Source organism: Amycolatopsis sp. NPDC005232 (genome assembly GCF_040607795.1).
Taxonomy (GTDB): Bacteria; Actinomycetota; Actinomycetes; order Mycobacteriales; family Pseudonocardiaceae; genus Amycolatopsis.
Genome location: NZ_JBEXHL010000008.1, coordinates 16,639 through 32,784 on the forward strand (window position 1 = coordinate 16,639; position 16,146 = coordinate 32,784).

The 16,146-nt window shown below is 72.2% G+C and carries 19 protein-coding genes and 1 pseudogene; 12 read left to right on the forward strand and 8 right to left on the reverse strand.

Annotated features, from left to right (window positions below; genetic code table 11):
• Positions 1-88 precede the first annotated feature (88 nt).
• Genes ABZU76_RS16960 through ABZU76_RS16970 form a run of 3 tightly spaced genes read left to right on the forward strand, consistent with a single transcriptional unit; the run spans position 89 to position 2,519 of the window.
• Entirely contained in the window at positions 89-742 is a 654-nt protein-coding gene (locus ABZU76_RS16960; RefSeq protein WP_354870125.1) for a GntR family transcriptional regulator, read from the forward strand.
• Between the two features lie 17 nt (positions 743-759).
• A complete protein-coding gene (locus ABZU76_RS16965; protein ID WP_354870128.1) occupies positions 760-1,464 on the forward strand; it encodes a 4-carboxy-4-hydroxy-2-oxoadipate aldolase/oxaloacetate decarboxylase in 705 nt (234 codons plus the stop codon).
• Positions 1,461-2,519 carry a 4-oxalomesaconate tautomerase gene (locus tag ABZU76_RS16970; protein ID WP_354870131.1) on the forward strand — a complete coding sequence of 353 codons (1,059 nt, stop codon included), beginning with the start codon at positions 1,461-1,463 and terminating at the stop codon, positions 2,517-2,519. Before ABZU76_RS16965 ends, ABZU76_RS16970 begins: the two co-directional genes overlap by 4 nt.
• A 138-nt stretch (positions 2,520-2,657) precedes the next feature.
• Here ABZU76_RS16970 and ABZU76_RS16975 read toward each other — a convergent pair whose 3' ends face one another.
• A complete protein-coding gene (locus ABZU76_RS16975; protein WP_354870837.1) occupies positions 2,658-3,215 on the reverse strand; it encodes an MFS transporter in 558 nt (185 codons plus the stop codon).
• Positions 3,189-3,859: pseudogene (locus ABZU76_RS16980) on the reverse strand (MFS transporter); the annotation flags it as partial. The gene ABZU76_RS16975 and the pseudogene ABZU76_RS16980, both read right to left, overlap by 27 nt.
• A gap of 171 nt (positions 3,860-4,030) precedes the next feature.
• On the opposite strand from ABZU76_RS16980, the gene ABZU76_RS16985 reads away from it, so the two are divergent.
• Both ABZU76_RS16985 and ABZU76_RS16990 read left to right on the forward strand, forming a co-directional pair.
• Positions 4,031-4,945, forward strand: a complete 915-nt coding sequence (locus ABZU76_RS16985; RefSeq protein WP_354870133.1) for a helix-turn-helix domain-containing protein — start codon at positions 4,031-4,033, stop codon at positions 4,943-4,945.
• A gap of 10 nt (positions 4,946-4,955) precedes the next feature.
• A complete protein-coding gene (locus ABZU76_RS16990) occupies positions 4,956-5,726 on the forward strand; it encodes a nitroreductase/quinone reductase family protein (protein ID WP_354870136.1) in 771 nt (256 codons plus the stop codon).
• Between the two features lie 3 nt (positions 5,727-5,729).
• Here ABZU76_RS16990 and ABZU76_RS16995 read toward each other — a convergent pair whose 3' ends face one another.
• On the reverse strand, positions 5,730-6,752 hold the full coding sequence (locus ABZU76_RS16995) for an alpha/beta hydrolase-fold protein (RefSeq protein ID WP_354870139.1): 1,023 nt from the start codon (positions 6,750-6,752) through the stop codon (positions 5,730-5,732).
• 147 nt (positions 6,753-6,899) lie between these two features.
• On the opposite strand from ABZU76_RS16995, the gene ABZU76_RS17000 reads away from it, so the two are divergent.
• Positions 6,900-9,149 carry an FUSC family protein gene (locus ABZU76_RS17000; RefSeq protein ID WP_354870141.1) on the forward strand — a complete coding sequence of 750 codons (2,250 nt, stop codon included), beginning with the start codon at positions 6,900-6,902 and terminating at the stop codon, positions 9,147-9,149.
• A 6-nt stretch (positions 9,150-9,155) separates the two neighbouring features.
• Here the strand turns inward: ABZU76_RS17000 and ABZU76_RS17005 are convergent, their stop codons facing one another.
• Positions 9,156-9,572, reverse strand: a complete 417-nt coding sequence (locus tag ABZU76_RS17005) for a DUF302 domain-containing protein (RefSeq protein WP_354870143.1) — start codon at positions 9,570-9,572, stop codon at positions 9,156-9,158.
• Between the two features lie 145 nt (positions 9,573-9,717).
• Here ABZU76_RS17005 and ABZU76_RS17010 point away from each other — a divergent pair, with 145 nt between their 5' ends.
• Positions 9,718-10,839, forward strand: a complete 1,122-nt coding sequence (locus tag ABZU76_RS17010) for an LLM class flavin-dependent oxidoreductase (RefSeq protein ID WP_354870145.1) — start codon at positions 9,718-9,720, stop codon at positions 10,837-10,839.
• Positions 10,840-10,850: 11 nt separating this feature from the next.
• Positions 10,851-12,191 (forward strand): NtaA/DmoA family FMN-dependent monooxygenase, encoded by a 1,341-nt coding sequence (locus ABZU76_RS17015; RefSeq protein ID WP_354870147.1) that lies wholly within the window; start codon positions 10,851-10,853, stop codon positions 12,189-12,191.
• Between the two features lie 60 nt (positions 12,192-12,251).
• Here ABZU76_RS17015 and ABZU76_RS17020 read toward each other — a convergent pair whose 3' ends face one another.
• Positions 12,252-12,644: an STAS domain-containing protein gene (locus ABZU76_RS17020; RefSeq protein ID WP_354870150.1), complete on the reverse strand. Its 393-nt coding sequence runs from the start codon at positions 12,642-12,644 to the stop codon at positions 12,252-12,254.
• Positions 12,645-12,833: 189 nt separating this feature from the next.
• Here ABZU76_RS17020 and ABZU76_RS17025 point away from each other — a divergent pair, with 189 nt between their 5' ends.
• The 4 genes from ABZU76_RS17025 (at position 12,834) to ABZU76_RS17040 (ending at position 14,108) form a co-directional block, all read left to right on the forward strand.
• A complete protein-coding gene (locus ABZU76_RS17025; RefSeq protein WP_354870153.1) occupies positions 12,834-13,100 on the forward strand; it encodes a DUF4235 domain-containing protein in 267 nt (88 codons plus the stop codon).
• A 13-nt stretch (positions 13,101-13,113) separates the two neighbouring features.
• Positions 13,114-13,278, forward strand: a complete 165-nt coding sequence (locus ABZU76_RS17030; RefSeq protein ID WP_354870155.1) for a hypothetical protein — start codon at positions 13,114-13,116, stop codon at positions 13,276-13,278.
• 381 nt (positions 13,279-13,659) lie between these two features.
• Positions 13,660-13,824, forward strand: a complete 165-nt coding sequence (locus ABZU76_RS17035) for a hypothetical protein (RefSeq protein WP_354870158.1) — start codon at positions 13,660-13,662, stop codon at positions 13,822-13,824.
• Positions 13,825-13,943: 119 nt separating this feature from the next.
• Positions 13,944-14,108: a hypothetical protein gene (locus ABZU76_RS17040; RefSeq protein WP_354870161.1), complete on the forward strand. Its 165-nt coding sequence runs from the start codon at positions 13,944-13,946 to the stop codon at positions 14,106-14,108.
• A gap of 367 nt (positions 14,109-14,475) precedes the next feature.
• On the opposite strand, the gene ABZU76_RS17045 is transcribed toward ABZU76_RS17040, so the two are convergent.
• The 3 genes from ABZU76_RS17045 to ABZU76_RS17055 all read right to left on the reverse strand — a co-directional run bounded on the left by ABZU76_RS17045 (position 14,476) and on the right by ABZU76_RS17055 (position 16,108).
• A complete protein-coding gene (locus ABZU76_RS17045) occupies positions 14,476-15,213 on the reverse strand; it encodes an SDR family oxidoreductase (protein ID WP_354870164.1) in 738 nt (245 codons plus the stop codon).
• Between the two features lie 40 nt (positions 15,214-15,253).
• On the reverse strand, positions 15,254-15,859 hold the full coding sequence (locus ABZU76_RS17050; protein ID WP_354870166.1) for a VOC family protein: 606 nt from the start codon (positions 15,857-15,859) through the stop codon (positions 15,254-15,256).
• Between the two features lie 99 nt (positions 15,860-15,958).
• Positions 15,959-16,108 (reverse strand): hypothetical protein, encoded by a 150-nt coding sequence (locus ABZU76_RS17055; protein WP_354870169.1) that lies wholly within the window; start codon positions 16,106-16,108, stop codon positions 15,959-15,961.
• Positions 16,109-16,146: the final 38 nt, after the last annotated feature.

Consider the following 16,146-nt stretch of genomic DNA (forward strand, 5'->3'; position numbering starts at 1 on the left):
GGACCTGGATCGTCACAAGAGTCGTCTACGAAATTGTTGACAATCTCGTATGGGATGCTTAGCGTCACCATCGAGGAGAGGAGCCGGGATGACCACCACGCCCAAGGAAGGGGAGGCCGGCAAGCACGCCGCGCTCGACGCGCTGCGGGCCGCCCTGCTGGCAGGCGACGTCGTCCCGGGGCAGCGTCTGGTGGAGGCCGAGCTGGCCGAGACCTTCGGCGTCACGCGCGCGAGTATGCGCGCGGCCTTGATCGACCTGACCGCGGAAGGCCTGGTGGAGCGTATTCCGCACCGCGGGGCCCGGGTGCGGGTGGTGTCGATCGAGGAGGCCGTGGCCATCACCGAGTGCCGCATGGTGCTCGAAGGCCTGTGCGCGGCCAAGGCGGCCGAGAAGGTGAGCGACGACGAGATCGACTCGCTGCGTGAGCTGGCGAAGCGGCTGCAGGCCGCCGTCGACGAGGGCGAGTCGATGAAGTACTCCGAGCTGAACCGTGAGCTGCACCGCACGGTGCGGGAGATCGCGGGTCAGTCCGTGGCGGCGGAGCTGCTGGAGCGGCTCCACGGCCAGATCGTCCGCCACCAGTTCCGGCTCGCCATGCGCGCGGGCCGGCCGCACGTATCGCTGCCCGAGCACCTGGCGATCATCGACGCGATCGCCCGCCGCGACCCGGACGCCGCCGAGCAAGCGGCCCGGGCGCACCTGCGCAGCGTGATCACCGCGCTGCGCGAGACCGACAACTGAGCGATGGAGCAGGCTGAATGAACAACGTGGTGGTGACCGACGTCCCCCGGGCGCCCGGCGACAAGATCGACGAGCTGGCCGGCTTCGGGGTCGCCACGGTGCACGAGGCGCTCGGGCGCGTCGGCTACGTCGGCACCGAGCACCGCCCGCTGCACCGCGGCTCCCGCATCGGCGGTTCGGCCGTGACGGCGCTGTGCTGGCCCGGCGACAACATGATGATCCACGCCGCGGTCGAGCAGTGCCTGCCGGGCGACATCCTCGTCGTCACCACTGCGTCCCCTTCGACCGACGGGATGTTCGGCGAGCTGCTCGCCACGTCGCTGGTGTCGCGCGGCGTGCGGGGTCTCGTGATCGACGCGGGCGTGCGTGATGTCGCTGAGCTCAAGGAGATGGGCTTCCCGGTGTGGTCGCGGGCGATCAGCGCGCAGGGCACCGTGAAGGCGACGGCCGGTTCGGTCAACGTGCCGGTGACCGTCGGTGGACAGACCATCCACGCCGGCGACGTGATCCTGGCCGACGACGACGGCGTGCTGCGAGTCGCGCAGGCCGACGTCGAACGGGGCATCACCGCGTCGAAGGCGCGTCTGGCCAAGGAGGAAGCCACACGGGCGGCCCTCGCCGGCGGTGAGCTGGGGCTCGACCGCTACGGGCTGCGCGAGAAACTCACTTCGCTGGGCGTGCGGTGGGTGACCGCCGAGGAGTACGCGAAGGAGCAGGCGTGACGGGCGTCCCCTGCCTGCTGATGCGCGGCGGCACGTCGAAGGGCGCGTACTTCCGCGCCGAGGACCTGCCCGCCGACGCGGCGGAGCGCGACGACCTGCTGCTGCGCATCATGGGCAGCCCCGACCCGCGCCAGATCGACGGCATCGGCGGCGCCCACCCGCTCACCAGCAAGGTGGCCGTGGTGTCGCCGAGCACGTCGCCCGGCGCGGACGTCGACTACCTGTTCCTGCAGCTCGGCGTGGCCGAGGCGACCGTGACCGACCGGCAGAACTGCGGCAACCTGCTTGCGGGCGTCGGCCCGTTCGCGGTGGAACGCGGCCTCGTGCCGGCCGGCGACGGCGAGACGACCGTGCGGATCCGGATGGTCAACTCGGACAGCACCGCCGTCGCCCGCTTCCCCACTCCCGGCGGGGTCGTCGACTACACGGGTGACACGGCGATCTCCGGCGTGCCCGGTACCGCGGCGCCGGTGGTGCTCGACTTCGCCGACACCGCCGGCTCGACGGGTCACGGCCTGCTCCCGACCGGGCACCTCGTGGACACTGTGGACGGTGTGCCGGTGACCTGTGTGGACAACGGCATGCCGGTGGTCGTCGCGCGGGCCGCCGACTTCGGGCTCACCGGCTACGAAACGCCTGAGCAGCTCAAGGCCGACACCGCGCTGCGGGAGCGGATCCAGTCGCTGCGATTGGGGGCGGCCGAGCTGATGGGCCTCGGCGACGTGCGCGACAGCTCGGTCCCGAAGACCACGCTCGTCGCGCCGCCCGTCGACGGCGGCACGATCTGCACGCGCACGTTCATCCCGCTCGAACCGCACACGTCGATCGGGGTGCTCGGGGCCGTCAGCGTGGCCACGGCGCTCCTGCTGGGCGGCGCCGTCGGGCACGAGCTGGCGAAGCTGCCCGGCACCTCGCGCATCGACGTCGAGCACCCGACCGGCCACCTGCAGGTCGAGGTCGAGGTGGATCCGGGCGAGACCTCGCCGCGGGTGCGCCGCAGCGGGGTCGTGCGCACGGCCCGGAAGCTGTTCGACGGCACGGTTTTCCCGCGCTGAGCTGTGTTGTCTGCCTCGGCTCCGCCGAGGCGGGCGAGATCGCCTTTGAGCCGGCTTGTCGAGTGAACGGTCGGATCGGCCTGGGGCCGATCGCACCGTTCACTCGACAAGCCGGCGCGATCTCGCGATGTGGTCGGCTTACCGGTCGCCTAGCGATGTGGGCGAGCTTGGCCAGGAGCCGATCACCGCGACCGCCGCGAAGACCAGCAGCACCAATGAAGCCCACGTGATCGACGCCGTGCCCAGGCTCGCGATCAGCAGCCCGCCGACGAGCCCACCGAGGGCGATCGAGCCGGAGAAGAACGAGATCACGATCGACTGCGCGACGTCGGCGGCTTCGGCCGTCGCGTTGATCGCGCCCCCGATGAACAGGCTGGGCGAACTGCCGAACGCCAGGCCCCACGCCGCGGCGGCGAGGTAGACGAGCGAGGGCACGCCCGAGAACACGGCCAGGACCAGCACGCTCACCGCGAACAGGAGTGTGCTCGCGACGATCAGCTTGCGCAGGTGATGGTCGATGTGCGCGCCGACCACGACCACGCTCAGCACCGACGTGACGCCGAAGGCGAACAGCACCCACCCGGCCTGGCTCTCCATGCCCGCGAACCGCAGGAAGTCGGTCACGTAGGTGTAGAGGATGTTGTGCGCCACCATGTACGTGGTGAGCGCGAACAGGATCGTGCGCAGCCCGGGCATCGCGAGGACCTCGCCGAGGGTGAAGCGTTCGTGGCCGGCTTGGCCGGGCAGGTTCGCCAGGTTCACCACGAACCAGAGCATGTTCAGCAGGCTCAGCGCCGCCGAGACCCAAAACGCCGTCTGCCAGCCGCCGAAGGTGCTCAGCCACGTGCCCACCGGCACGCCGAGGGCCAGCGAGATCGGCGTGCCCGCCAGCGCGATGGCGATGGCACGGCCCTGCATCTCGGCGGCGACAGCCGCGCGGCGTACCCGGCGAGCTGCGTCCAGACCAGCGCGGTGCCGAGGCCGGCGACGAAGCGGATCACCATCGTGAGGGTGTAGTCGGTGGACAACGCGGTGAGCGCGTTGGTGATCGCGACTATGCCCAGCGCGACCTGCAGCACGGTCTTGCGCGACCACTTCGCGGTCAGGCGCGAGAGCGGGATCGCGGCGAGCGCGGTGGCGGCGGCGTAGATCGTGACGATCTGGCCGGTCGCCGCGACGCTCGTGTGCAGGGTCCGGCTGATTTCCGGCAGCAGGCCGGCGGGCAGGCACTCGGTGAGGATGCCGATGAACCCGGCGAGGAAGAGGCCGAAGAGGGCCTTGCCCGGGAGCCGGTCCCGGCCGCGCGCGGTGGCGGGCGAAGTTGTGGTTGTCTCGGTCATCTCAGTGATCCCTCTCCCTGGTGCCGAGCCGCTCGGCGGGCACGGGTTCACTGTGCGCCGGGCGCGAAGGGTTACCCAGGTGCCCGTTTCGCGTACGTCCCGCGTGCCTACTACTGGCAGGGACAGGCTCAGGAGCAGCGATTTCGTGGTTCGGGCATGATACTGACGGACATGGCCACGCACCCCCGCATCGAGCAGGCGCTGGATCCACGCGCGGAGCTGAGCGAGTTCCTGCGCTCGCGGCGCGCCCGCCTGAAGCCGGCCGATGTGGGCCTGCCCGAGTACGGCCGGCGCCGGCGCGTGCCGGGGTTGCGGCGTGAGGAGCTGGCGCAGCTGGCCGGGGTTTCCGTCGCGTACTACACGCGGCTGGAGCAGGGCAACGGCCGCAACGTCTCGCTCGAAGTGCTGACTGCGATCTCCACCGCGCTGAACCTGTCGGAGACCGAACGTGCGCACCTGCTGCACCTGGCCAAGCCCCGGCAGCGCAAACGGCCCGCGCCGCGGCAACGGCAGCAGGTGCGGCCCGTGCTGCAGACGATGCTCGACGCGATCGAGAGCGTGCCCGCGTACGTGTGGGGCCGCCGCACCGACGTGCTCGCCTGGAACAGAACGGCGTCGGCACTCTTCGGCGACTGGGCCGCGCGGGCGCCGGAAGACCGCAACTGGGCCCGCATCGTCTTCCTCGATCCGGCTGCGCCCGGCCTGTACGCGGACTGGCGCACCAAGGCGGCCGACGTCGTCGGCCAGCTGCGGCTCGACGCCGGGCAGCATTCGAACGACCCGCTGCTCACCGAGCTGGTCGGAGAACTGTCGGTGAAGAGCGAGGAATTCCGCACGCTGTGGGCCGCGCACGACGTGAAGCGCAAGACGCACGCCACGATGCGGTTGCGGCACCCCCTCGTGGGTGAGCTGACGTTGTCCTACGAGACGTTCACGCTGCCCGAGGACCCGGATCAGGCGTTGTCGGTGTACCACCCCGAGCCCGGTTCGAAGTCGCAGGAAGCGTTGCGGCTGCTGGCGAGCTGGGGCCCGGACGCGGCCGCCGCGGTCGATCACGCTCGCGCGTCGGAAGCGTCGGAGCACTAGCCTGGACCGCGTGACCTCCGACTACAAGTCCACAGTGGACATCGCGCGGCCCGCCGGCGACGAGCGCACCGCCGAGCAGTGGGCACGAGCCGTCTGGGAAGACGCGCCGGCGCCGCTGCGGGCGTTCCTGCGCGTGGGCTGGCGGTGCCTCGGCCTGCGGACCCGGCCCGGGCCGGGCCGCGTGCTCGGCTGGACGGTCGTGAGCTCCGAACCCGGCAGCGTGGTGCTCGAAGCGCCGTCGGCGTTGCTGACCACACGCAATACCGTCGACGTCGGCTCGCGGGTGCGCTGGACCACCACCGTGCGGTTCGACCGCGCGCCGGCCCGGGCGTTGTGGGCGCTCGCGGCGCCGATCCACGCCGTGGTCATCCCGTGGCGGCTGCGCGAAGCCGCCCAGCGCGGCAGCGGATGGCACCGGCTGGTGACGACGTTTCAGCGCCACGTCGGCAACCCCGTGCTGTCGCGGCTGCCCGGCCAGGTCCTGCTGGAAACCACGGGCCGCACGTCGGGTCTCCCCCGCCGCACGCCCGTCGGCGGCCGGCGCACCGGCGACGAGTTCTGGCTGGTGTCGGAATTCGGCACCCGCTCGCAGTACGTCCGCAACCTGCAGGCCGACCCGCACGTCCGCGTGCGGCTGCGCGGGCGCTGGCACCGCGGGACCGCCCACGTCCTGCCCGACGATGACGCCGTGGCTCGGCTGAAGTCATTGCCGCGCTTGAACAGCGCCGGGGTGCGGACCTTGGGCAACAACCTGCTGACGGTGCGCGTCGACCTGGAGTGAGCGCTAGCGGGCCAGCCGTTCGGCGAGCCACTTCAGCGCCAAGGGGTAGCGGTAGTCGATGCCGCCGTGGCCCGCGTCGAAGAGCTCGAAGTGCAGGCGGTCCTCGGGCAGGCCGGCCTTGAGGAGCTCGTCGCGGAACGCGGCGGCGCCGAGGTCGAGGAACCACTCGTCGAGGGTGCCGGCGTCGATCCAGACCGAGTCCAGGGAGCGCAGCGTCTCGGCGTGGGCGGGAGCCATGCGGACCGGATCCCACGCGAGCCAGCGGTCCCAGACGTCCGGTTTGAGCACGCCGGTCACCGCGTCGAAGGGCAGCTCGGGCGTGCCGTCCTCGCGCGCGGAGAAGCACGCGGCGACGCCGAGGGCCACGAGCAGCGACTCGTCACCCGGTTTGGTGAACGCCGGGCGTGAGCGGAAGTCGTCCCACCAGCGGAAGATGTCGTGGTCGTACTCGCGCAGCACGCGCGCGGCCTTGCCGAACTCGGGCACGTAACTGAGCTCGTAGAGCGTGTCTCCGGCGTGCGTCGCGAGCGCACCGAACAGGTCGGGGCGCAGCATCGGCGTGATCATCGCGCCAAAGCCGCCGGACGACTTGCCGGTGATCGCGCGTGACTCGCGCGCGGGGATGGTGCGGTAGTGCGCGTCGACCCACGGCACGATCTCATCGCAGAGGTACGAGTGGTAGCGGCCGGTGCCGGGTGAGTCGACGAACTGCGAGCCGCCGTAGGAGGTCCAGGCGTCGACGTAGACCACGACGCAGGGTGGCGCGCCGTCGGCGAACACCGCGTCGGCCGTTTCGAGGTACGGCTGACGGAACGCGGTGCGGTTGGCCCACATCGCGACCTGGCCGGTGTAGCCCTGGATCACGTAGATCACCGGGTAGCGCGCCTCGGAGTCGTCGTAGCCCGGCGGGACGTACACCCACAGAGGCCGCTCGTGCGGGTCGCCGAGCGGGTTGTCCCGCAGCAGCTCCGAGGTGATCGTGTGACGGTCGAGCCGGCCGGCGAGCGGGGCATCCCAGGGCAGCATGGGGACAGTCAACCAGGTCCGCGCGGTGAGTGGCGGCGTTCCACAGTGGATTCGGGCCCGTTCCGGGTTCTTGACACACGCGAGTTTGCCCGACCATGCTCGCGTCCGGGCGTGGTGCCCGCTCGACGGTGGGAGGCACGGCGGGCCATGACGGTTCTCGGGTGGCTGCGAAGCCGGGACAACAACCTCTCGGCGCTGCGCCGCACGGGCCGGGCCGCGATCATCCTGCCGTCGCTGTTCGCGGTCGGGAACCTGGTGCTGGGCAGCGCGCTGATGGGCCTGTTCGCGTCCGTCGGCTCGGTGGCGCTGCTGCTGTTCGTCGACTTCGGCGGGCCGATCCGCGACCGCGTGTTCGCGCAGGGCGCGCTCGTTCTCGCCGGCGGCTTCCTGATCTCGCTGGGCACGCTGGTGTCGCGGGTCGTGTGGCTCGCGGCGGTGACGACCGTCGTGGTGGCGTTCGTGGTGCTGTTCGCCGCCGTGGTGAGTTCCGTGATCGCGAGCGCGACGACTTCGCTGCTCGTGTCGTTCATCCTGCCCGCGACGCTGCCCGGCTCGCTCGCCACACTGCCCGACCGGCTGCTCGGCTGGGGCATGGCGGGGGTCGTGTCGATGGCCGCCATCGCCGTGCTGTGGCCCTCGCCGGTGCGCAACCCGCTGCGGATCGCGACGGCCCGCGCGTGCGCGTTGCTGGCGCAACGGCTGCGGACCGAGGTCGAGTGCGTGCGCTGCGGATTCCTGCCGAACCTGGTGGCGCAGGTCGACGACGTCGTCGCGGAGTCGAGTGCCGCCGTCGCCGCGCTGCGGGACTCGTTCTTCGGCACGCCCTACCGCCCGACGGGGCTGACGACCTCGACGCGCACGCTCGTGCGGCTCATCGATGAGGTCGTGTGGCTCGAGGAGATCCTGGCGCGGATGCCCGTCGCCGAAGGTCACGGCGCCACGACGGCGGCGGTGTCGGAGGTCAAGCTGGCCGCCGCCGTGCTGCTCGACCACGGCGCGGGGCTGCTGAAGGCGGTGGCTTCGGCGCCCGACGACCTGGTGGCCGAGCTCGCGCGGCTGCGGGACGCGCGCGGGGAGATGGAAGCCACCGCGACGTCGGCGCTGCCGGACCCGGACACGGCGGAGTTCGTGACGTCGCTCGAACCGAGCTTCCGCGCGCAGGAGATGAGCTTCGCGATCTCCGAGATCGCGCAGAACATCGAGCTGACCGTGGCGGCACGGCGGCGGACCTGGTGGGAGCACCTGATCGGGCGGCGGCCCGACGGCGCCGGTTCGGCGCTGTCGTCGGTGCAGGAACGGACGGGCGCGCACGTCGCGTGGACCTCGGTGACGCTGCACAACAGCGTGCGCGGCGGCATCGCGCTCGGGGCCGCCGTGCTGATCGCGGATCTGACCGGGGTGGAGCACTCGTTCTGGGTCGCGTTCGGCACGATGGCGGTACTGCGGTCCAACGCGCTGAGCACCGGGCAGAGCGCGGTGCGGGCGCTGCTCGGCACGGTCGCGGGGATTGTGGTCGGCAGCGTGCTGATCCTGCTGCTCGGCCACGACACGGCGGTGTTCTGGGCGCTGCTGCCGATCGCTGTCGTGTTCACGGGACTCGCGCCCGCGGTGATCTCGTTCGCCGCCGGGCAAGCCGGGTTCACGGTCGTGCTGTTGCTGCTGTTCTCGCTCATCCAGCCCGCCGGGCTGCAGATCGGGCTGGTGCGGGTGGAGGACGTGGCGATCGGGTGCGCCGTGAGCCTCGTCGTGGGGATCGTGTTCTGGCCGCGCGGCGCCGCGGCCGAGCTGCGGCGCGCCGTCGCGGACGGCCTCGCCGAAAGCGCACGCTACCTGCGTGGCGCCGTCGAGTACGGCGTGAGCCGCTGCGATGAGCTCGTCCCCGCCACCATCGAGCCCGGCGACGAGAACCGCCGAGCCGCCGCCGCGGCCCGCCGCCTGGACGACACGTTCCGTGTCTTCCTCACCGAGCGCGGCCCCAAACACGTGCCCCTGGCCGACGTCGCGGCGATGATCACGGCCGTCGCGGTCCTCCGCTTGACGGCGGAGGCCGTGCTGGACCTGTGGCGCCGCGAGACCGGCGGCGCCGTCGGCGACCGCACCGCCGCGCGGGCGGAGGTCCTCGCGGCGAGCGACGAACTGGCCCGCTGGTACGAAGCCACCGCCGACGCCCTCACCGGCTCCGGCATCGTCCCGCCGCTGAAGTCCCGCGACCCGGCCGCCGACGCGCGCCTCCTGACGGCCGTCCACCGCGACCTCTCCGGCGACGACCACCAGGGCACCGCGACCGCCGTGAAGATGATCTGGACCGCCGACCACCTCGACGCGGCCCGCCGCCTGCAGCCCACCCTGGTCGGCCCGGTGACGACGGCTGCGCGGCATTCGTCGTTGATGAGCTGAGGAGCGCTACTCCGTCGCCTTCCCCACCAGCGTCGCGAGCCCCTTGCCCAACGCCCCCACCGCGGCCGCGCTGGCGTCGCCGAGGTTGTGGCGCTCGGCGAGCCACGTGGCGTCGTTGTAGGTGACGTGGACGGCGCCCTGGTCGTCTTCCCAGGCGAGCGCCTTCAGCGGCAGATCGAGGCCGCTCGTGGGGCCCTCGGCGAGCAGCGGGGTGCCGCCGCGGCCGTGGCCGAACACCAGCAGCTGCATGGGCCGCAGCTCGAGGCCCGCGGCGACCGCGTTGGCCGCGTGGTCGATGCGCGCGAACACGATCAGCCCCGCGTTCTCGGCCAGCTCCACGAGCCGGTCCACGGTCTCCCGCACCGGCCGGCTGCTCGCGACCGTCACCAGGCCTTCTCCCGCCATCACCACTCCCTCGTCCACGCCGGTTCCCGCGTGGACGCTACTCCCCCGCGTTATTCCCGATCGGGCGGGAAAACCCCGGCTTTCCCAATGGCTGGTTCCGGCTGCCGCACCCGCGTGTCCCGGCGCACACTGCGAAGGCAGGCCGAGCGGAAAGGACGCGCACATGGCAGGTGGACCCTTGCTCGCCGTCGCACTGGAGGGAGCCGGCTGGCACCCGGCGGCGTGGCGGGAGCCGGCGGCTCGGCCGGCCGAGCTGCTCACGGCCGGGTACTGGACCGGCCTGGTGCAGGAGGCCGAAGCGGCGAAGCTGGATTTCGTCACCTTCGAGGACTTCCTGTCCCTGCGCCCCGACGCCCGTGGCCCGTTCGAGGACCGCACCGACGTCGTCCAGGGCCGGCTCGACGCGGTGCTCATCGCCTCGCGCGTCGCACCGGTGACCTCGCGCATCGGCCTGGTGCCGACGGCTGTGGTCACCCACACGGAGCCGTTCCACCTGTCGAAGGCCATCGCGACGCTCGACTACGTCAGCGGCGGCCGCGCGGGCGTGCGCGTGCAGGTGTCGCGCCACGAGGAGGAGTACCGCAACTTCGGCCGTCGCGAACCGGCCGACGCCGCGGACCTGTTCGACGAAGCCGCGGACTACGTCGAGGTGCTGCGCCGGCTCTGGGACAGCTGGGAGGACGACGCGGAGATCCGCGACGTCGCCACCGGCCGGTTCGTCGACCGCGAGAAACTGCACTACATCGACTTCGAGGGCCGCTGGTTCTCGGTGAAGGGTCCGTCGATCACGCCGCGGCCGCCGCAGGGCCAGCCGCCCGTCGCCGCCTTGGCGCACAACGACCGTGCCTACCGGCTGGCCGACAAGGCCGCCGACCTCGTGTACGTGACACCGCAAGACCGGGCGGACGTCACGAAAATCCGCGCCGCCGTGGACGAGCGCCTGCGCGTGTTCGCCGACCTCGTGGTGTTCCTCGACGACAAGCCGGGCGCCGCCGCCGACCGCAAGGCGCGCCTCGACGACCTCGCCGGCAGCGAGTACACCTCCGACGCGCACGTCTTCACCGGCACGCCCGCCGAGCTCGCCGACCTGCTGCTCGACTGGCACGCCGCCGGCCTGACCGGGTTCCGGCTGCGGCCGGGCGCGCTGCCCGACGACCTCACCGCCGTCACGCGCGGACTCGTGCCCGAACTGCGCGGGCGCGGCGCGTTCCGCCACGACTACGAAGCCGCCACGCTGCGGGGCCTGCTCGGCCTGCCCCGCCCCGCGAACCGCTACGCCGCCTGAGGAGGGACCCGATGACCGAGCCGAAGCAGATCCACCTCGCGGCGCACTTCCCTGGCGTCAACAACACCACCGTGTGGAGCGACCCGGAGGCGGGCAGCCACATCGAGTTCAGCTCGTTCGTGAAGCTCGCGCAGACGGCCGAGCGCGCCAAGTTCGACTTCTTCTTCCTCGCCGAAGGCCTGCGGCTGCGCGAGCAGAACGGCCTCATCTACGACCTCGACGTCGTCGGACGCCCCGACACGTTCACGGTCCTCTCGGCGCTGGCCGCCGTCACCGAGCGGCTGGGGCTCGCGGGCACGATCAACTCGACGTTCAACGAGCCGTTCGACGTGGCGCGCCAGTTCGCGTCGCTCGATCACCTCTCGGCCGGGCGCGCGGCGTGGAACGTCGTGACGTCCTGGGACGCCTTCACCGGCGAAAACTTCCGCCGCGGCGGTTTCCTGCCGCAGGACCAGCGGTACTCGCGCGCCGAGACGTTCCTGCGCACGGCCTGGGAGCTGTTCGACTCCTGGCGCGGCGACGAGGTCCTCGCGGACAAGGCGAGCGGCCGCTTCCTGTCCGACGCCCACGCCGGCGCGTTTTCCCACCACGATCAGCACTTCACCATCGACGGCCGCTTCCCCGTGCCGCGTGGCCCGCAGGGCCGGCCGGTCACCATCCAGGCCGGCGACTCCGACGAGGGCCGCGAGTTCGCCGCCGCCACGGCCGACGCCATCTTCAGCCGCTACGGCACGCTCGAGACCGGCCGGCCGTTCTACCGCGACGTGAAGGGCCGCCTCGCGAAGTACGGCCGCACGCCCGACCAGCTCGTGATCATGCCCGCCGCGACCTTCGTGCTCGGCGACACCGACGCCGACGCCCACGAAAAGGCCCACGTGGTGCGGCTGCAGCAGGTCAGCGAGCAGACGGCGATCAAGTTCCTCGAACAGCTCTGGAACACCGACCTGTCCGAGCACGACCCGAACGGCCCGCTGCCCGACTTCGACCCGGTCGTCGGCGAGGACCTGATCTCGAAGGGCCGCGCCAGCGTGCGGATGTACCGGGACCCGCTGGCCACGGCGAAGGAGTGGCGCCAGCTCGCGGAGGCCAAGAACCTGACCGCGCGGGAGGTCATCATCGAGGTCACGGGGCGCCAGACGTTCATCGGCTCCCCGACGACCGTCGCGACCGCCATCAACGACCTCGTGCAGAACGACGCCGCCGACGGGTTCATCCTCGTGCCCCACGTGACGCCGGGCGGGCTCGACGAGTTCGCGGACACCGTGGTGCCGCTGCTGCAGGACCGGCGGGTGTTCCGGACGGAGTACTCGGGGACGACGCTGCGAGACCACCTGGGGCTCTCGCAGCCCTGATGCCGCAGGTGCGCCCCCTGCGGGCAGGCCGCGACCTCACGCACCCGGACGCGGCCGGTGTCAGGAGCGCAGCCGCGACACGATCCCCAGCCACGCCTTCGCGTCGGACAGGTCGTGGTGAACCTGCAGCACGCGGTCGAGCCCGAGCATCCGCAGGGGACGCAGCACCGGGAGCCGGCCGGTGACGATCGCGTACGGCACCGCGGCGGCGCGGGCGGCCTCGTGGGCACGGACGAGGGTGCTGATGCCGTCGGACGAGCAGAACGTGACCTCACGCAGGTCGATGAGCAGCACGTGGGGCCCCAGTTCGAGCTCCACGGCAAGCTGCTCGGAGAGCCGGCCGGCGATCGTCGCGTCGACGTCGCCGCGGACCACCACGGTCGTGTCCTCGGCGGTGGTGAGCACGACGACGACCGGCGGGTTCGCGGGGACGTCCGGGAGGGGTTCCGCCACGGCAGGCCTCCCTCCACACATCGGCGGAGACGCCAGGTGCGCGGGCCCGGCCGGTCTCCGGAGTCCTCGGCACGGGCCGGGACGACGGCAGACGGCTTCTTGGTGAACCGCGGTGGCCGGAGCCTACGCCGGTCACGGCCGGCTGGCGGCCAAGGTTGAGCCTCGCTCGCGCCGGGGTACCCGGCCGGCATGAAAAAGACGCTGTACAAACCGTTGAACTTCGCCGTCAGCGCGCTCGGCGGTCTGGTCGCCGGCCAGGTCTTCAAGCTGCTGTGGCAGCGGATCGCCGGCGAGGACGACGCCCCGAACGCGACGGACAAGCACCGCGGCTGGCAGGAGATCCTCATCGCCGCGGCCGTGCAGGGCGCGATCTTCGGCGCGGTGAAGGCCGCCGCCGAGCGCGCCGGCGCCGTCGGCTACGAGAAGGCCAGCGGCGAGTGGCCCGGCGACGACTGACCCGGGAGCGACCGTGGACGACGAACGACCCACCCCCGAACCCCACCACCTGGCCGCCGACGAGGACTCGAGCGGCAACCGTCCGCCACCTTCGCGGCAGGCCGAACGCGAAACGGCGCTGGAGGACGAGCACGGCCGGTCCCGCCGCGGGACGGAGAACCTCCGCGGCGGCGACTGACCGACCCGACCCCCAGCGCTGTCCGACGCCGGCGCCCTCGCGCCCCGCCGGTCACCGGTTCGAGGTCGGCGCGGCGCTCGGCGTGAACGCGGTTCACCGACGCGCCGCACGATCCGTTCACGAATGTCCACATCGGACTCCCGGCGGCCCGGAATCGCCGGAACCCGCTGGACTTCCGGGGTGCCGGGGTACGTTGGGTACCTCCGGATGATTGCGGGGCGGCGGCCACTCGGGCGCCGCCGCCGGCCTGCCGTGCCGGGGGCCGACGGGTCGCCGGCCGAATGCGCAACCCCTCACCTTCCGGGTGAAGCGGAGTCGCGTTTGCTTGCCGCAGGGGCGGGTATCCGGAATCGTTGTGGGGCAAAGAGAACGGAGGCAACCATGACCATGGCCGAACAGGAGACCCGACAACAGCCGGACTCGGACGCCGAACCCACGCCGCGGGCCGCCGAACTGCCTGGGCAGAATCGCCGGGAAACCGGCAACGAGATCCGGATCGCCGCGCAGCGCGCCGGACGCGAATGGCAGCAGCCGGAAACCGACTGACCTGCCGTTTCGTCCACTCCCCGTCCCCAAGCATCATTCTTCGGCGTGGCCTGACCGCCCTTGCGGTGCACCCTCGGCGAACCGCCATCGACCGTGCCCGACACGGGCGGAACGGCCGGGTGACCGCGGCGGCCGCGCGGTGGCGGGCCGACCGGCTCGGCACCGCCTGCCGGCACCGCCGCGGCCGACGGTGGCGGCCGCCCACGAAGCGGCCGCGCCGGCTCGCCGACGTCGAGTCGACCTCGTTGCGCGAACGGCTGCCCGGCCCGGCCGGTCGGCGCTGATCCCCAGCACGTGGCGTTGGGGTCCAGCGCCTGGCGGTGACGAAGTCCTGGGGCTCGCCGAGGGCTACCTCGACGCCGGGCCGCTCCGGCAGCGCGTCACCCGCCACGGCGTCCGTTACCGTCGCACCGCGGCACGCCTTCACGGCCGCCGATCTCGCCGGCGCGTTCGGGTCCCGAGGCGCCCGATCGCCACACCCGACCAGCGGCTCGTCGACCGTCTGCGCGCCGGTTCGACCCTCACCACCTCGACTCGACTGTCCTCAATGGACTGACGGGCAAATCCGCGCTTCGGAAACGAGACTTGACTGCCCAAGCTGCGCTCCGCCTGACCGTGGTCGCCGGCCGGGTCACCGCCAGAGGCCCAGCGTCAGAAGGCGAACTGCTGCCCACCGTCGATGTCGTACGTGGCACCCGTCAGCGCCGTGTTGGTCATGAGGTGCACGGCGAGCGCGCCGACGTCCACCGGGGTGACGACGCGGCCGATGGGCAGCGTGGCGCGCAGTTCGGCGCGGCGCTCGTCCAGGCCCTCGCCCAGCAGTGACGCCGACAACGGCGTGTCGACGAACCCCGCGGCGATCAGGTTCACCCGCACCGGTGCGATCTCGAGGGCCAGCGTCGCGGCGAACGGGGGCAGCGCGGCGGTGGCCGAGGACACGATGCCGAGCGCGCGGTTCACCCGCCGGCCGCCCGTGCCGCCCATCAGGACGAGCGAGCCACCCGGTGGCATTTTCGGGGCGGCGTTGCGGGCGGCTTCGAGGCCGACCACGAGATGGTCGCTCAACGCGTCGCGGATCTCCGCCGCGGACATCGCCAGCAGCGGCCCGTAGCGCGGCGCCCCCGCGGTGATCATGACGTGGTCGACGGCGGCCAGGCCCTGGAAGAACGCGGCCATCTCCGCCGGGTCGGTCGCGTCGAAGGCCGCGGTGTCCTGCGCGCCGACGTCGGCCGCGGCCTTGTCGAGCTTCTCCGGATCGCGCCCGGTCAGCACGACCTGCGCGCCCTCGGCCCGCGCGAGCCGCGCGGTCTCCAGGCCGATCCCCGCACTGCCCCCGATGACGACGACGGTCTGGCCCGCCAGACCCCGCCCCCGCTCGACGTCCGTCATCCGTCCTCCGTGCTCGTGAAAAGCCGCCTCGTGAAATGCCTCAGAGCGGCAGTTCCGTGCCCGATTGCTCCGCCACCATGTACCGGCTGTACCACTCCGGCCAGTTCGCGTCGGCCTGGCCGGTGCGCTTCTCGTGCTCGCCGTGCGCCACCTCCGCGCGACGCATCGCGTCGGCGAGGTCGCTCACCGACGCGAACGACGTCTCCGCCGCGTCGACCCGCCCTGGCAGCCGCGTGGTGATCTCCTGCAGCTGCCACTGGTTCCCGTCGGGATCGGCGAACGTGGCCTGCGACCGGTAGCTGGTGCGATCCGGGTCCACCCCGGGCTCCGGCCCATCCGGGCCGAAGTGGAGGATCTCGCCCACGGCCGCGCCGGCGGCGACCAGCGCGGCGCGCGTCGCCTCGATGTCGGAGACGATCACGTACCCCTTCGCCGACCCGGGTTTCGCGTCCGTGAGGTTCGCCCCGAACTGCACCGAACACGGCGACCCGTGCGGCGTCAGCTGCACGATCCCCGGCGGCGTCTCGTCCAGCCGCCAGCCGATTCCCGTGTAGAACGCCTTGGCCCGCTCGACATCCGCGACGGGGACCACGAGCACCTCGACCTTCATGTCGACGTTCTCGAGCCCGCTCTCCGACGTGGTCATCCCGCCTCCCGTGGCAACGCAGGCGCCCCAGCGTAGCCGTTGTGCCCGGAAGCGGGCCCGGCGTTGAAAATCTCCCAGCCGATCGGGTCCAGGTGTGGCTCACCGGCGTCCGAGCAAGCGCGGCACGACACCCCAGAACACGACGAAGAGCAACAGCGCGAAGCCGGCCGCGGTTGCCCACGGTGACGATGTGCTCGCGACTGCCCGTCGAGTCTGGGCCGCCCGCAGCTCCTGCAGGAGCTCGTTCACGTTCCGCCAAGGTTTCACCCCCGCGAGACGGGGTACCC

Coding starts and splice junctions, on each gene's coding strand:
- ABZU76_RS16960 (WP_354870125.1), top strand. CDS start 89: ATGACCACCACGCCCAAGGAAGGGGAGGCCGGCAAGCACGCCGCGCTC.
- ABZU76_RS16965 (WP_354870128.1), top strand. CDS start 760: ATGAACAACGTGGTGGTGACCGACGTCCCCCGGGCGCCCGGCGACAAG.
- ABZU76_RS16975 (WP_354870837.1), bottom strand. CDS start 3,215: ATGCCCGGGCTGCGCACGATCCTGTTCGCGCTCACCACGTACATGGTG.
- ABZU76_RS16985 (WP_354870133.1), top strand. CDS start 4,031: ATGGCCACGCACCCCCGCATCGAGCAGGCGCTGGATCCACGCGCGGAG.
- ABZU76_RS16995 (WP_354870139.1), bottom strand. CDS start 6,752: ATGCTGCCCTGGGATGCCCCGCTCGCCGGCCGGCTCGACCGTCACACG.
- ABZU76_RS17000 (WP_354870141.1), top strand. CDS start 6,900: ATGACGGTTCTCGGGTGGCTGCGAAGCCGGGACAACAACCTCTCGGCG.
- ABZU76_RS17010 (WP_354870145.1), top strand. CDS start 9,718: ATGGCAGGTGGACCCTTGCTCGCCGTCGCACTGGAGGGAGCCGGCTGG.
- ABZU76_RS17015 (WP_354870147.1), top strand. CDS start 10,851: ATGACCGAGCCGAAGCAGATCCACCTCGCGGCGCACTTCCCTGGCGTC.
- ABZU76_RS17025 (WP_354870153.1), top strand. CDS start 12,834: ATGAAAAAGACGCTGTACAAACCGTTGAACTTCGCCGTCAGCGCGCTC.
- ABZU76_RS17035 (WP_354870158.1), top strand. CDS start 13,660: ATGACCATGGCCGAACAGGAGACCCGACAACAGCCGGACTCGGACGCC.
- ABZU76_RS17045 (WP_354870164.1), bottom strand. CDS start 15,213: ATGACGGACGTCGAGCGGGGGCGGGGTCTGGCGGGCCAGACCGTCGTC.
- ABZU76_RS17050 (WP_354870166.1), bottom strand. CDS start 15,859: ATGACCACGTCGGAGAGCGGGCTCGAGAACGTCGACATGAAGGTCGAG.